Annotated in this window: 13 protein-coding genes; 8 read left to right on the plus strand and 5 right to left on the minus strand. The window is 72.7% G+C overall.

What is annotated here, in order from left to right; translation table 11 throughout:
• Positions 1-222 precede the first annotated feature (222 nt).
• Positions 223-885 (plus strand): GPP34 family phosphoprotein, encoded by a 663-nt coding sequence (locus tag ACFYOJ_RS33570; RefSeq protein ID WP_356557863.1) that lies wholly within the window; start codon positions 223-225, stop codon positions 883-885.
• Between the two features lie 65 nt (positions 886-950).
• Here the strand turns inward: ACFYOJ_RS33570 and ACFYOJ_RS33575 are convergent, their stop codons facing one another.
• The gene (locus ACFYOJ_RS33575) at positions 951-1,367 is read right to left on the minus strand and encodes an SsgA family sporulation/cell division regulator (protein ID WP_356557862.1); all 417 of its coding nucleotides are present in this window, start codon (positions 1,365-1,367) and stop codon (positions 951-953) included.
• A gap of 266 nt (positions 1,368-1,633) precedes the next feature.
• Here ACFYOJ_RS33575 and ACFYOJ_RS33580 point away from each other — a divergent pair, with 266 nt between their 5' ends.
• Positions 1,634-1,963, plus strand: coding sequence for a plasmid stabilization protein (locus ACFYOJ_RS33580; protein ID WP_356557861.1), 330 nt, complete (start codon positions 1,634-1,636; stop codon positions 1,961-1,963).
• 34 nt (positions 1,964-1,997) lie between these two features.
• Positions 1,998-2,777 (plus strand): endonuclease V, encoded by a 780-nt coding sequence (locus tag ACFYOJ_RS33585; RefSeq protein ID WP_356557859.1) that lies wholly within the window; start codon positions 1,998-2,000, stop codon positions 2,775-2,777.
• Here the strand turns inward: ACFYOJ_RS33585 and ACFYOJ_RS33590 are convergent.
• The gene (locus ACFYOJ_RS33590; RefSeq protein WP_356557858.1) at positions 2,687-2,884 is read right to left on the minus strand and encodes a hypothetical protein; all 198 of its coding nucleotides are present in this window, start codon (positions 2,882-2,884) and stop codon (positions 2,687-2,689) included. The two genes, ACFYOJ_RS33585 and ACFYOJ_RS33590, sit on opposite strands and share 91 nt — an antisense overlap.
• Before the next feature lie 453 nt (positions 2,885-3,337).
• Between ACFYOJ_RS33590 and ACFYOJ_RS33595 the strand changes: the two genes are divergently transcribed.
• The 3 genes from ACFYOJ_RS33595 to ACFYOJ_RS33605 are packed head-to-tail and all read left to right on the plus strand — an operon-like array spanning position 3,338 to position 7,982.
• Positions 3,338-4,537, plus strand: a complete 1,200-nt coding sequence (locus ACFYOJ_RS33595) for a CaiB/BaiF CoA-transferase family protein (protein ID WP_356557857.1) — start codon at positions 3,338-3,340, stop codon at positions 4,535-4,537.
• Positions 4,534-5,748 carry an acetyl-CoA C-acetyltransferase gene (locus tag ACFYOJ_RS33600; protein ID WP_356557856.1) on the plus strand — a complete coding sequence of 405 codons (1,215 nt, stop codon included), beginning with the start codon at positions 4,534-4,536 and terminating at the stop codon, positions 5,746-5,748. The genes ACFYOJ_RS33595 and ACFYOJ_RS33600 overlap by 4 nt, the downstream gene beginning before the upstream one ends.
• A gap of 53 nt (positions 5,749-5,801) precedes the next feature.
• Positions 5,802-7,982 (plus strand): 3-hydroxyacyl-CoA dehydrogenase NAD-binding domain-containing protein, encoded by a 2,181-nt coding sequence (locus tag ACFYOJ_RS33605; protein ID WP_356557855.1) that lies wholly within the window; start codon positions 5,802-5,804, stop codon positions 7,980-7,982.
• A 46-nt stretch (positions 7,983-8,028) separates the two neighbouring features.
• Here the strand turns inward: ACFYOJ_RS33605 and ACFYOJ_RS33610 are convergent, their stop codons facing one another.
• Positions 8,029-8,772 (minus strand): MerR family transcriptional regulator, encoded by a 744-nt coding sequence (locus ACFYOJ_RS33610; RefSeq protein ID WP_356557854.1) that lies wholly within the window; start codon positions 8,770-8,772, stop codon positions 8,029-8,031.
• 231 nt (positions 8,773-9,003) lie between these two features.
• Here ACFYOJ_RS33610 and ACFYOJ_RS33615 point away from each other — a divergent pair, with 231 nt between their 5' ends.
• The gene (locus ACFYOJ_RS33615) at positions 9,004-10,473 is read left to right on the plus strand and encodes an amino acid permease (RefSeq protein ID WP_356557853.1); all 1,470 of its coding nucleotides are present in this window, start codon (positions 9,004-9,006) and stop codon (positions 10,471-10,473) included.
• Positions 10,474-10,584: 111 nt separating this feature from the next.
• Here ACFYOJ_RS33615 and ACFYOJ_RS33620 read toward each other — a convergent pair whose 3' ends face one another.
• Positions 10,585-11,538: a YafY family protein gene (locus tag ACFYOJ_RS33620; protein ID WP_356557851.1), complete on the minus strand. Its 954-nt coding sequence runs from the start codon at positions 11,536-11,538 to the stop codon at positions 10,585-10,587.
• 84 nt (positions 11,539-11,622) lie between these two features.
• Between ACFYOJ_RS33620 and ACFYOJ_RS33625 the strand changes: the two genes are divergently transcribed.
• The gene (locus ACFYOJ_RS33625) at positions 11,623-12,354 is read left to right on the plus strand and encodes an SDR family oxidoreductase (protein ID WP_356557849.1); all 732 of its coding nucleotides are present in this window, start codon (positions 11,623-11,625) and stop codon (positions 12,352-12,354) included.
• A gap of 247 nt (positions 12,355-12,601) precedes the next feature.
• Here the strand turns inward: ACFYOJ_RS33625 and ACFYOJ_RS33630 are convergent, their stop codons facing one another.
• On the minus strand, positions 12,602-12,847 hold the full coding sequence (locus ACFYOJ_RS33630) for a DUF397 domain-containing protein (protein ID WP_388598476.1): 246 nt from the start codon (positions 12,845-12,847) through the stop codon (positions 12,602-12,604).
• Positions 12,848-12,946: the final 99 nt, after the last annotated feature.

Here is a 12,946-nt window from a genome sequence, read left to right on the forward strand (position 1 = left end):
AGGACGGCTCGAACGCCGAGGTCGCACGCGGCGTACACCCGTGAAGAACACGAAGAACGTGCGGAAGGGGTGTGACGCGGTGTCTCAGGACCTCAGACGAGCAATGTCCTACTCCGATCGGCGGCAACAGAGGCGTTGTAGACCGTAGGAGAGGCCGGTCCGGGCCGTCAACACCTTTTCGGTGAACCGGGCTGCTGCCTCACGGCCCCGAGGAGGCCCCACGTGCCCATCGGCCCACTCTCCCCGCCGGCCCGGCTGTGCCTGCTGGCCTGGGACCCCGCGCGGCCGGGGACCGCCGCCGGCGGCGCGCGGCTCCGGCACCTGGTGCGGGCGGGCGCCCTCGCCGAACTCGCCCGCGCCGGCCTGCTCCTCGACGACGACGGGATCGTCACCCCCGCCGACCTGGACTCCCGTACCGGCGACGCCGTCCTCGACGGGCTGCTGGACCTCGTCCGCGAGTCCCTGCCCCGCCCGTGGCGGACCTGGGTGCGGCTGTACGCGCGGGTCACCTTCGACGCCGTACGGGAGCAGCTGGTGGCCGACGGGTGTCTGCGCGCCGAGAAGAAGCGGGTGCTCGGGGTGTTCCCCTCGGTCGATCACGTCCTGGCCCGGGACGCCGCGGCGCGGGCGCTGCGCGAGGGGGCACGGGACGTCCTGGACGGCCCGGTGCCGGTCGCACAGGTGCCCGAGCGGGACGCGCTGGTCGCCGTCCTGGCCGCCGCGGCCGGCCTGCTGGACCGGGGGCCCGTACGGGAGCGGGCGCGCCGGGAGGAACGCGTCGAGGAGCTGGCCGCCCGCGCCGCCGTCCCGGGCGGGGCCCTGCGGGAGGTGCGGGCGGCGCTGAGCGCCGAGTCGGCGCGGACGGCGGCCCCGACGGGCGGCTGACCCCGGCCCGGCGCGAGCGGTCCGCCGCGGCCCCTCGCGCCGCGGTCCTGTTCAGCCGTCCGGCCTCAGCAGGTGCCCCGCATCAGCTCCGCCAGGTCGTGGTCCAGGTCCAGCTGCAGGTGTTCCTGGCCCACCGGCACCAGCTCGCCCGTGGCCTGCAGGAACCGGCGCAGTTCCCCCGAGCGGACGTGGACGACGGCGGTGCCCTCGGGCGCGTGGAACTCCAGGACGGTCCGGTCGTACCCGTACGGACGCACCCGGACGTCGCCGTGGCCGTCGGGCTCCCGCATGCCGGCGATGAGCAGTTCGCGGGAGAAGGTCCAGCAGACCTCCACGCCCTCCAGGGTGGCGGGGGCCGGGAAGGTCATGCGGACGGCGAACGGATCGCTGCGGTCGTAGTGCAGCGTGGCGGGAATGCTCGGCATACGCGGCGCGGCGGCGACGAGACGGGCCTCGACGGGCTGCTCGATGACGGTGGACAACGCCTGCTCCCTCGTGACGGCTGGACGGGGCTCTGGAGGTGCTCTGCGGACGGGACGGGCCGGGCACTGGAAGAGACGACGGAATCAGCCGTTCCGTGCACACGGGAGGCGAGTGACCTCTGTCACCGCCTTCATGCACGCGAGTGACACGGCTCTCCCCGGGTGCCGCGCACGGCACTTGCCTCCGCGGCCGGTTCTCCGCGGGGTGGGGTGTCCGTCCACGGCGCGGGTACCCGTCCGCCGGACACGAGAGGAAGTGAGCGGACATGCCACGCGGTTCGAGCCCCAAGCGGGAGCGGCAGTACGAACACATCAAGGAGAGCGCCGAGGACCGCGGCGCGAGCACCGGCCGGGCCGAGGAGATCGCGGCCCGCACGGTGAACAAGGAACGCGCCCGGTCCGGCGAGTCGAAGACCGCGAGCCGCACCTCCACGCAGGACAAGTCGCCGGGCAGCCGCGGCGGACAGCGCTCCGGATCGCGGCAGGGCTCCCAGGGTCCCACCTACGACCAGCTGTACCAGGAGGCCAAACGCCGTGACATCGGCGGCCGTTCGCACATGAACAAGGACGAGCTGCGGCGCGCGCTCGGCAAGTGAGCCGCACCGGCGGTCCCGTAGGCTGACGGCCACCATGACGACCGTGACCGCGCAGACCCCCGCCGACTGGCCCGTGACCGAGGAGCGGGCCCGCGCCGTCCAGGACGTACTGCGGGCCCGGCTGGTGCTCGACGAGCCGGGCCCGCCTCCCGGCACGGGGCACGTGACCGGCGTCGACGTCGCCTACGACGACGAACGGGACGTCGTCGCGGCGGCGGCCGTCGTCCTCGACGCGGCGACCCTCGCCGTGGTCGCCGAGACCACCGCCGTCGGCCGGATCTCCTTCCCCTACGTATCCGGACTGCTCGCCTTCCGCGAGCTCCCCGCCGTCCTCGCCGCCCTCGACGCGCTGCCGTGCCCGCCCGGCCTCGTCGTCTGCGACGGCTACGGCCTGGCCCACCCGCGCCGCTTCGGCCTCGCCTGCCACCTCGGCGTCCTCACCGGACTGCCCACGATCGGCGTCGCCAAGAACCCGTTCACCTTCGCCCACGACGCCCCGGACACCCCGCGCGGCAGCACGTCCCCGCTGCTCGACGGCGCCGAGGAGGTCGGACGCGCGCTGCGGACGCGCGACGCGGTCAAGCCGGTCTTCGTCTCCGTCGGGCACCGCGTGAGCCTCGACAACGCCTGCGCCCACACACTGGCGCTCACCCCGGCCTACCGCCTGCCGGAGACGACCCGCAGGGCGGACGCCCTGTGCCGCGCCGCCCTGCGGGACGCCGCCTACCCGGCCCGACCCTCGACGCTCCAGCGGCCCACCTCCCGGTACTCCGAGTCGTGGATCACCGACGTGTCGCCGGGGCGCAGGCCGTAGTGGCGCAGGTTGCCGCCCCAGTACCGCAGGATCCGCTGCAGCTCGCCCACGGGGTCCGCGGCGACGGGGCCGTCGTCCATGGTGACTTCGAGAAGGAACTTCGTCATGCCCTCCATGGTTTCACTGAACTTCCCCGTGAGGCTTTTCCGTGCTCCGGAGCACGTTTCCCCGGGTGAGGGCCTCCCAGGAGGGCGGAAGGCTTCAAAGCACGGGAATGGCCGGCCCGGGACCTCCGTCACCTCGACCGGTCGGGGTAGGGCGCCCGAGGGCCGGCCGCCGGGCCGCCCTGCTCGGCATGCCCATGACATCCCTCCGTCGTCATCGTCATCGTCGCCGTCTCCGTCGCCGTCTCTGCCACCGTCCGGCGCTCCGTCGGCGGTCCCCGGGGCCACAGCGCGAGCCGACGCCGGTGGCTGGGGCTAGCGTGAGGAGAGCCCGGCCCGGCGGTGAGCCCGTTCCCGTGACCGTCTGAGCGCTTGCTCGCCAGGTCTTGTGCCGCGTGGGGCACGTTCTTAGCATCAACGGTGTTACAGCAGTAGTGTCATAAAGCTGGGGGCGCGATGACGCGGACGACGAAGACTCCGGCCGCCGGTCCGCTCGACGGTGTGCGCGTCGTCGAGCTCGCCGGCATCGGCCCCGGCCCCTTCGCCGCCATGCTCCTCGCCGACCTGGGCGCCGACGTCGTCCGCGTCGACCGGCCCGGTGGACCCGGCCTCGCCATCGACCCCGCCCACGACGTCACCAACCGCAACAAACGCTCGGTGGTCGTCGACCTCAAGTCGCCCGACGGCCCGGCCCGCGTCCTCGACCTCGCCGAACGCGCCGACGTCCTGATCGAGGGCTACCGCCCCGGCGTCGCCGAACGCCTCGGCGTCGGCCCCGCCGACTGCCACGCCCGCAACCCGCGCCTCGTCTACGGCCGCATGACCGGCTGGGGCCAGGACGGACCCCTCGCCCGGCGCGCCGGCCACGACATCGGGTACATCGCGCTCACCGGCACTCTCGGCATGACCGGCGCCCCCGACGGACCGCCGGCCGCCCCGGCCAACCTGCTCGGCGACTACGCGGGCGGCTCCCTCTACCTGGCCGTCGGCGTCCTCGCCGCCCTGCACCACGCCCGCGCCACCGGCACCGGGCAGGTGGTCGACGCCGCCATCGTGGACGGCACCGCCCACCTCTCCGCGATGATCCACGGCATGCTCGCCGCCGGCGCCTGGCAGGACCGGCGCGGCACCAACCTCCTGGACGGCGGCGCCCCGTTCTACGGCACCTACGAGACCGCCGACGGCCGCCACATGGCGGTCGGCGCCCTCGAACCCCGGTTCTACACCGAGTTCATGGAGCTGCTCGGCATCCCCGACCGGGCGCCGGCCCGCGACGACCCCACCCGCTGGGACGAACTGCGCGAGGCGATCGCCGCCCGCTTCAGGTCCCGCACCCGCGACGAGTGGACGGCCGTCTTCGCGGACTCCGACGCCTGCGTGGCCCCCGTCCTGTCGCTGCGCGAGGCCCCGCACCACCCGCACCTCGCCGCCCGCGGAACCTTCACCGACCACGGCGGCATCACCCAGCCGGCCCCCGCACCCCGCTTCTCGGCGACCCCCACCGCCGTCCGCACCGGACCCGCCCTGCCCGGCGCCGGCGCGGAGAGCGTCGCCCGCGACTGGGACCTGCCCCGGGTTGCCCCGCGACCCGCCGGCCCCGACGACAGCCCTCCCGACAGCCTCCCGGACAACCCCCAGCGAAAGGCCTCCCCGTGACCACCGAAGCGTACGTGTACGACGCGATCCGCACCCCGCGCGGCCGCGGCAAGGCGACCGGCGCCCTGCACGGCACCAAGCCCGTCGACCTGGTCGTCGGCCTGATCCACGAGATCCGCGCCCGCTTCCCGGACCTCGACCCGGCCGCCGTCGACGACATCGTCCTCGGCGTCGTCGGCCCGGTCGGCGACCAGGGCTCCGACATCGCCCGCATCGCCGCCGTCGCCGCCGGACTGCCCGACACGGTGGCCGGCGTGCAGGAGAACCGCTTCTGCGCCTCGGGTCTGGAGGCCGTCAACATGGCCGCCGCCAAGGTCCGTTCCGGCTGGGAGGACCTGGTCCTCGCCGGCGGCGTGGAGTCCATGTCCCGGGTGCCGATGGCCTCGGACGGCGGCGCCTGGTTCAACGACCCGATGACCAACCTCGCGACGAACTTCGTCCCGCAGGGCATCGGCGCCGACCTGATCGCCACCATCGAGGGCTTCTCCCGCCGCGACGTCGACGAGTACGCGGCCCTCTCCCAGGAGCGGGCGGCCACCGCCTGGAAGGAGGGCCGCTTCGAGCGGTCCGTCGTGCCGGTGAAGGACCGCGCCGGCCTGACCGTCCTCGACCGCGACGAGCACCTGCGCCCCGGCACCACCGCCGACTCCCTCGCCTCCCTCAAGCCCTCCTTCGCCGACATCGGCGAACTCGGCGGCTTCGACGCGGTGGCGCTGCAGAAGTACCACTGGGTGGAGAAGATCGACCACGTCCACCACGCGGGCAACTCCTCCGGCATCGTCGACGGCGCCTCCCTGGTCGCCATCGGCTCCAAGGAGGTCGGCGAGCGCTACGGGCTCACCCCGCGCGCCCGGATCGTCTCCGCGGCCGTCTCCGGCTCCGAGCCCACCATCATGCTCACCGGACCCGCCCCCGCCACCCGCAAGGCGCTGGCCAAGGCCGGTCTCACCATCGACGACATCGACCTCGTCGAGATCAACGAGGCGTTCGCCGCGGTCGTCCTGCGCTTCGTCAAGGACATGGGCCTGTCCCTGGACAAGGTCAACGTCAACGGCGGCGCCATCGCTCTCGGCCACCCGCTCGGCGCCACCGGCGCCATCATCCTCGGCACCCTCGTCGACGAACTCGAACGCCAGGACAAGCGGTACGGCCTCGCCACCCTGTGCGTGGGCGGCGGCATGGGCATCGCCACCATCGTCGAGCGCGTCTGACCCCCTCCCGACGGAACACGACGGACCACGACGGACCACCAGGAGCACCCCTCATGACCACCGAGTCCACCACCATCCGCTGGGAGCAGGACGACACCGGCGTCGTCACCCTCGTCCTCGACGACCCCGGCCAGTCCGCGAACACCATGAACCAGGCGTTCCGCGAGTCGCTGGCCGCGGTCACCGACCGCCTGGAGGCCGAGAAGGACACGATCCGCGGCGTCATCGTCACCTCCGCCAAGAAGACCTTCTTCGCCGGCGGCGACCTGCGCGACCTGATCCGCGTCACCCCCGAGACCGCCCAGGACCTCTTCGACGGCGGCATGGCGATCAAGCGGAACCTGCGCCGCATCGAGACCCTCGGCAAGCCCGTCGTCGCCGCGATGAACGGCGCGGCCCTCGGCGGCGGCTACGAGATCGCCCTCGCCTGCCACCACCGCGTCGCCCTCGACGCGCCCGGCTCCAAGATCGGCTGCCCCGAGGTCACCCTCGGCCTGCTCCCCGGAGGCGGCGGCGTCGTCCGCACCGTGCGGATGCTCGGCATCACCGACGCGCTGCTGAAGGTCCTCCTCCAGGGCACCCAGTACAGCCCGCGCCGCGCCCTGGAGAACGGCCTGGTCGACGAGGTCGCCGACACCCGCGAGGACATGCTCGCCAAGGCTCGCGCCTTCATCGACGCCCACCCCGAGTCCGCCCAGCCCTGGGACCGGCCCGGCTACCGCATCCCCGGCGGCACCCCCGCCCACCCCAAGTTCGCCGCCAACCTGCCCGCCTTCCCCGCCAACCTGCGCAAGCAGACCAACGGAGCCCCCTACCCGGCGCCCCGCAACATCATGGCCGCCGCGGTCGAGGGCGCCCAGGTCGATTTCGAGACCGCCCAGGTCGTCGAGGCCCGCTACTTCGTGGAGCTGGCCGCCGGCCAGACCGCGAAGAACATGATCCAGGCGTTCTTCTTCGACCTCCAGGCCGTCAACTCCGGCGCCAACCGCCCCCAGGGCATCGAGCCCCGCAAGGTCACCAGGGTCGCCGTCCTCGGCGCCGGCATGATGGGCGCCGGCATCGCCTACTCCTGCGCCCGCGCCGGCATCGACGTCGTCCTCAAGGACGTCTCCCTCGAAGCCGCCCTCAAGGGCAAGGGCTATTCCGAGAAGCTGTGCGCCAAGGCCGTCGCCAAGGGCCGTACGACCCAGGAGAAGGCCGACGCGCTGCTCGCCCGGATCACCCCCACCGCCGAGGTCGCCGACCTCGCCGGCTGCGACGCGGTCATCGAGGCCGTCTTCGAGGACACCTCCCTCAAGCACAAGGTCTTCCAGGAGATCCAGAACGTCGTCGCCCCCGACGCTCTGCTGTGCTCCAACACCTCCACCCTCCCCATCACGGCGCTCGCCGAGGGCGTCGAGCGCCAGGACGACTTCATCGGACTGCACTTCTTCTCGCCCGTCGACAAGATGCCGCTCGTCGAGATCATCAAGGGCGAGCGGACCGGCGACGAGGCCCTCGCCCGCGCCTTCGACCTGGTCCGGCAGATCAACAAGACGCCGATCGTCGTCAACGACTCGCGCGGCTTCTTCACCTCCCGCGTCATCGGCCACTTCCTCAACGAGGGCGTCGCCATGGTCGGCGAGGGCGTCGAGCCCGCCTCCGTCGAGCAGGCCGCCGCCCAGGCCGGCTACCCGGCCAAGGTGCTCTCCCTGATGGACGAGCTGACGCTGACCCTCCCGCGGAAGATCCGGGGCGAGACGAAGCGGGCCGTCGAGGAGGCCGGCGGCACCTGGACCGCGCACCCCGCCGAGGCCGTCATCGACCGCATGGTCGACGAGTTCGGCCGCACCGGCCGCAGCGGCGGCGCCGGCTTCTACGAGTACGGCGAGGACGGCAGGCGCACCAGGCTGTGGCCGGGGCTGCGCGAGCATTTCACGAAGCCCGGGCACGAGATCCCGTTCCGCGACATGCAGGAGCGGATGCTGTTCTCCGAGGCGCTGGACACCGTCCGCCTCCTGGAGGAGGGCGTGCTGACCTCCGTCGCCGACGCCAACATCGGCTCGATCTTCGGCATCGGCTTCCCCGGCTGGACCGGCGGCGTCCTGCAGTACATCAACGGCTACGAGGGCGGCCTGCCCGGCTTCGTGGCCCGCGCGCGCGAGCTCGCCGAGCGCTACGGCGACCGGTTCACGCCGCCCGCGCTGCTGGTGGAGAAGGCGGAGAAGGGGGAGGTCTTCACCGACGGCCGCTGACGGCACCCTCGCACCGGCGGCGGGCGACCGGGACCCCAAGGTCCCCTCAGCGCTCGCCGTCGGCGTCGAGCCACTCCCGCAGCTCGTCCCGCAGCGACCGCTGGAAGGTGGTCAGCAGCGCCTGCACCACGATCGGGTGCATGTGCGCGGACAGGGACCGCACGTCCCGCGCGTCCCGCTCGGCGACCGCCTCCCGCAGCAGCCGTGACAGGTCGCGCGCGGCGGCGCGGGAGTGCTCGAGCAGAGCCGTCCGGGCGGCGAGGACCGTCTCGGGCGACAGGGGCACGTCGAGCAGCTCGACACCGAGCCGGAGCAGCCCCGTGTCGACGCGGTAGACACCCCGGCCGTCCTTCCCGTCGTCCTGTCCGTCCGCCCCGCTCTCCCGCGCGACGATGCCCATCTCCGCCAGCCGGTCCACCTCCTCGTCGGTCAGCGGCCGCCCCGCCCGTCGGCCCAGCTCCTCGCGCGTGACCCGCTCCACCGCCTCGGGCGCCCAGGAGGCCACCACCGCGCGGTGCAGCGCGAGGTCGTGGGCGGTCAGGTCGGGCGGCAGCTGCTTCAGATACCGCTCGATCGCGGCCAGCGTCATGCCCTGGTGCTGCAGCTCCTCGATCAGCGCGAGCCGGGCCAGGTGCTCCCTGCCGTAGCGTCCCACCCGCCGCGGACCGATCTCCGGCGGCGGCAGCAGACCCTTGGTGCCGTAGAAACGGACCGTGCGCACCGTGACGCCCGCCCGCGCGGCCAGCTCGTCGATGGTGAGGGTCGGCTCCCCGGTGTCGCTCGTCGTCATGCGCAGCAGTATCGCTGTCCCACTCCTGCTGTGACACCACATGTGCAGCACGTGGAGAGGACCGACGGGTCCTGTGAGAAGTCACGCTCTGTGACATGAGCCACCGCATTCGAACGCAGAGTCGTGGGAAGGTGCTGATCTGGTCTGTGCCGCGAAGGGTGGTGCGGGCCTAGTCACTGTACGGACGACCCGGGCGCACCCCGCCCGGGGCACCAGAGAGTGGTACCACCCGTGAGCAAGGACGCCGTCGACACGGCACAGGTCGCCGCCCACCCCCAGGCGACCGGGACGCCCGCGGACGCGGGCGACGCCGGTTACAGCAAGGACCTCAAGGCCCGCCACGTCAACATGATCGCCATCGGCGGCGCGATCGGCACCGGTCTCTTCCTCGGTGCCGGCGGACGCCTGCGCGACGCGGGCCCGGCGCTCGCGATCGCCTACCTCGTCTGCGGCGTCTTCGCCTTCTTCGTCGTCAGGGCGCTCGGCGAGCTGGTGCTCTACCGGCCCTCGTCCGGATCCTTCGTGTCGTACGCGCGCGAGTTCCTCGGCGAGAAGGGCGCCTACGTCGCCGGCTGGATGTACTTCCTGAACTGGTCGACCACCGGCATCGCCGACATCACCGCGATCGCGCTGTACACGCACTACTGGAGCATGTTCACGAGCATCCCGCAGTGGGTGCTCGCCCTGGCCGCCCTCGCGGTGGTCCTGGCCGTGAACCTCATCTCGGTGAAGATATTCGGCGAGATGGAGTTCTGGTTCGCGATCATCAAGGTCGCCACCCTGGTCGGCTTCATGCTGATCGGCATCTTCCTGCTGGCCACCCGGCACGACGTGGGCGGCTACACCCCCGGCATCAGCATGATCACCGACCACGGCGGCGTCCTTCCGCACGGCGTGATGCCCGTGATCCTCGTGATGCAGGGCGTCATCTTCGCGTACGCCGCCCTGGAACTGGTCGGCGTCGCCGCCGGCGAGACCGCCGAGCCGGAGAAGGTCGTCCCGCGCGCGGTGAACTCGATCATGTGGCGCGTCGCCCTCTTCTACGTCGGTTCCGTCGTCCTGCTGGCCCTGCTGCTGCCCGGCTCGCTCTACTCCGGCGACGAGAGCCCCTTCGTCACCGTCCTGTCCAAGGTCGGCGTCCCCGCGGCCGGCGACGTGATGAACCTCGTCGTCCTCACCGCCGCGATGTCCTCCCTGAACTCCGGCCTGTACTCCACCGGCCGCATCCTGCGCTCCATGGCGATGGCGGGCTCCGCGCCCAAGTTCACCCGCGTGATGAGCCGCAGCCAGGTCCCCTACGGCGGCATCCTGCTCACCTGCGGCATCTGCGTGCTCGGCGTGGGCCTGAACTACCTGATGCCGAGCAAGGCCTTCGAGATCGTGCTGAACGTCGCCTCCCTCGGCATCATCAGCACTTGGGTGATCATCATGATCTGCCACCTGATCTTCGTCCGCCGCGCCCGCGCCGGCCTGGTCACCCGCCCGCACTTCCGGCTGCCCGGCAGCCCCGTCACGGAGATCGCCACGATCGCCTTCCTCGTGGCGGTGCTCTGCATGATGGGCAACGACCCCGAGATCGGCCGCTGGACCCTCCTGCTGATCCCGGTGATCGCCCTCATGCTGGTCGCCGGCTGGTTCGGCGTCCGCCGCCAGGTGGCACGGAACGCCGAGCAGGAGCTGTCCGGGCTGAGGAAGCAGTGACCCGGGACCACTGTCAGCGGTGACCCGAGTTCTGTCGAGCGGTCGGTGCCGGATGAGCTGTGGGTACTGCGACAGGTGGTGCCGCCGGCTGAGGCGAGGCGTTCGTCCGGCTCACACGGCGCTCGCGCAGTGCCGCGACACCTGCCGCAACGCCTCCAGCAACGCGGCCGGAGCGTCCACGGTGAAGGGCAGGCCGAGCGCTGCGAGGTAGACGGCCAGGGTCAGCGGCGTGGCGGCGCCGATGTGCAGCAAGCACCGCTCGTCGTCAAGATGCTCGACCCTCGCCACGGGCGGGATCCGCTCGCTGACGACCGTGGCCGGCGCGTGCACGGTCGCTACCGTGCGGCAGGGGCCCAGGGTCGAGGCCACGCCCTTGGTCACGAAGTCGACAGCGCCTCCCGGCGGCAGCGAGCGGCCGGGAAAGGACGGCCCCAAGGGGATGCGCGGCGTGAGCCGGTCGATGCGGAACGTCCGCCAGTCGTCGCGATCGACGTCCCACGCCACCAGGTACCAGCGCCGCCCCGTCGACACGAGCCGGTACGGTTCGACGTCGCGCACGGTGGCGATCCCGTCGTGATCACGGTAGTCGAACCGTATGCGCCGCCGGTCCCGGCAGGCGGCGGCCAGCGTGGCCAGCACATCGGCGTCCACGGCCGGGCCGTTCCCGGGCACGGGCACCGTGGAGGCCGCGAGCGCGGCCACACGGGGGCGCAACCGGGACGGCAGCACCTGTTCGAGCTTGGCCAGCGCGCGCAGCGCCGTCTCCTCGATACCGCCCACCGCCTGGGCCGTCGCCGTACGCAGGCCGATCGCCACCGCGACGGCCTCCTCGTCGTCCAGCAGCAGGGGCGGCAGCCGGGCACCGGCCCCCAGCCGGTAGCCGCCCGCCGTGCCGGAAGTCGCCGACACCGGGTAACCGAGGTCACGGAGCCGTTCGATGTCGGAGCGGATGGTCCTGGTGCTGACGCCGAGCCGGTCCGCCAGTTCCGGTCCCGGCCAGTCGGTGCGGGACTGGAGCAGCGACAGCAGTCGCAGCAGCCGCGCGGCGGGGTCTCTCGTGGACATGCCGTCCAGTCTTCCGCACCTCGCGGAAGTTCTGTTTCCGCGATGACTGCCATGGTGGAGGCCTCTCGGCAGGAAGGAACATTCATGCAGGCGGCACTGGTGACGGGCGGGTCACGCGGCATCGGGCGGGCCGTGGTCAAACGGCTCGCGGACGACGGCGCCACGGTGGTGTTCAGTTACGTCGCCGACGAGCGGGCAGCTCGCGAGGTGGAAGAGGCATGTGGCGGGCGGGCCGTCGCCGTGCGCGCCGACGCGGCCCACTTCGACCAGATGGAGCGGCTGTTCGCCACGGCGGACAAGGTGTTCGCCGACAGGGCCGCAGGCCCGCTCTCCGTACTGGTGAACAACGCCGGCGTCATCGACCATACGCCGATCGACGAGCTGACCCCGGAGGTGTTCGAACGGGTCATGGCGATCAACGTACGCGGCGTGTTCTTCGCCGTGCAGGAGGCAGCGCGCAGGATGACCGACGGTGGCCGGATCGTGACTGTCTCGTCCACCGGCACCGCCTGGCCCAGCGCGGGCGAGTCGGTCTACGCCGCGAGCAAGGCGGCCATCGAGCAGCTCACCCGGGTCGCCTCCCGGGAGTTGGGACGGCGCGGGATCACGGTCAACGCCATATCGCCCGGCCCCACCGACACCGACATGCTGCGCGCCAATACCCCGCCGGAGGCGTTGGCCGGGGTGGCACACATGACGGCTCTGGGCCGGGTGGGCACTCCCGCCGACATCGCCGCAGTCGTCGCGCTGCTGCTGAGCCCGGATGCCGCATGGCTGACCGGTCAGAACCTCATAGCCGACGGTGGACTTGTGTAACGGCAGGTGGACCGGTCCGCGTCACGTCCGTGACCGCACCTTCCGCGAGGACGACGGCCGCGGGGGGGGGGGGGGGGGGGGGGGGGGGGGGGGGGGGGCGGGGGGGGGGGCGGGGCCCCGCGCCCCCCCCCCGCCCGCCCGCGCGGCCGCGCGCGGCGGGCGGCCCCCCCCCCGGGGGGGCGCCGCCCCCCCCCCCCCCCCCCCCCCCCCCCCCCCCCCCCCCCCCCCCCCCCCCCCCGCGGCGATGTCAGGCGTTGGTCGCGTACGTGAGGAAGCGCGCCCACGCTGCCGGGGAGACCGCGAGCTGGGAACCCTGCCGCACCTTGGAGTCGCGGACGTGGACCGTGCCGGGGCAGGACGCCACCTCGAGGCAGTCGCCTTGGCTGCCGCTGCTGTAGCTGGACTTGTGCCACGTCATCGCCACTTCGACGCAGTCGTCGCCCTGGGAGCCGCTGTAACTGCTCTTGAACCAGGCCAGTTCGGACGTGTTCATAGCGCTCCGTAAGTTGTTAGGCGGCCCGGGAGGGCCGGGTGTGGCTGATAGCTCTCTGCCAGTCGTGGCTCGCGAGGAGTGGCCGCCCGGCTCTCCGGG

It is taken from the genome of Streptomyces sp. NPDC006384 (assembly GCF_042870695.1).
Classification (GTDB): Bacteria; Actinomycetota; Actinomycetes; order Streptomycetales; family Streptomycetaceae; genus Streptomyces.

Coding starts and splice junctions, on each gene's coding strand:
- ACFYOJ_RS33580 (WP_356557861.1), top strand. CDS start 1,634: ATGCCACGCGGTTCGAGCCCCAAGCGGGAGCGGCAGTACGAACACATC.
- ACFYOJ_RS33585 (WP_356557859.1), top strand. CDS start 1,998: ATGACGACCGTGACCGCGCAGACCCCCGCCGACTGGCCCGTGACCGAG.
- ACFYOJ_RS33590 (WP_356557858.1), bottom strand. CDS start 2,884: ATGACGAAGTTCCTTCTCGAAGTCACCATGGACGACGGCCCCGTCGCC.
- ACFYOJ_RS33595 (WP_356557857.1), top strand. CDS start 3,338: ATGACGCGGACGACGAAGACTCCGGCCGCCGGTCCGCTCGACGGTGTG.
- ACFYOJ_RS33605 (WP_356557855.1), top strand. CDS start 5,802: ATGACCACCGAGTCCACCACCATCCGCTGGGAGCAGGACGACACCGGC.
- ACFYOJ_RS33610 (WP_356557854.1), bottom strand. CDS start 8,772: ATGACGACGAGCGACACCGGGGAGCCGACCCTCACCATCGACGAGCTG.
- ACFYOJ_RS33620 (WP_356557851.1), bottom strand. CDS start 11,538: ATGTCCACGAGAGACCCCGCCGCGCGGCTGCTGCGACTGCTGTCGCTG.
- ACFYOJ_RS33625 (WP_356557849.1), top strand. CDS start 11,623: ATGCAGGCGGCACTGGTGACGGGCGGGTCACGCGGCATCGGGCGGGCC.
- ACFYOJ_RS33630 (WP_388598476.1), bottom strand. CDS start 12,847: ATGAACACGTCCGAACTGGCCTGGTTCAAGAGCAGTTACAGCGGCTCC.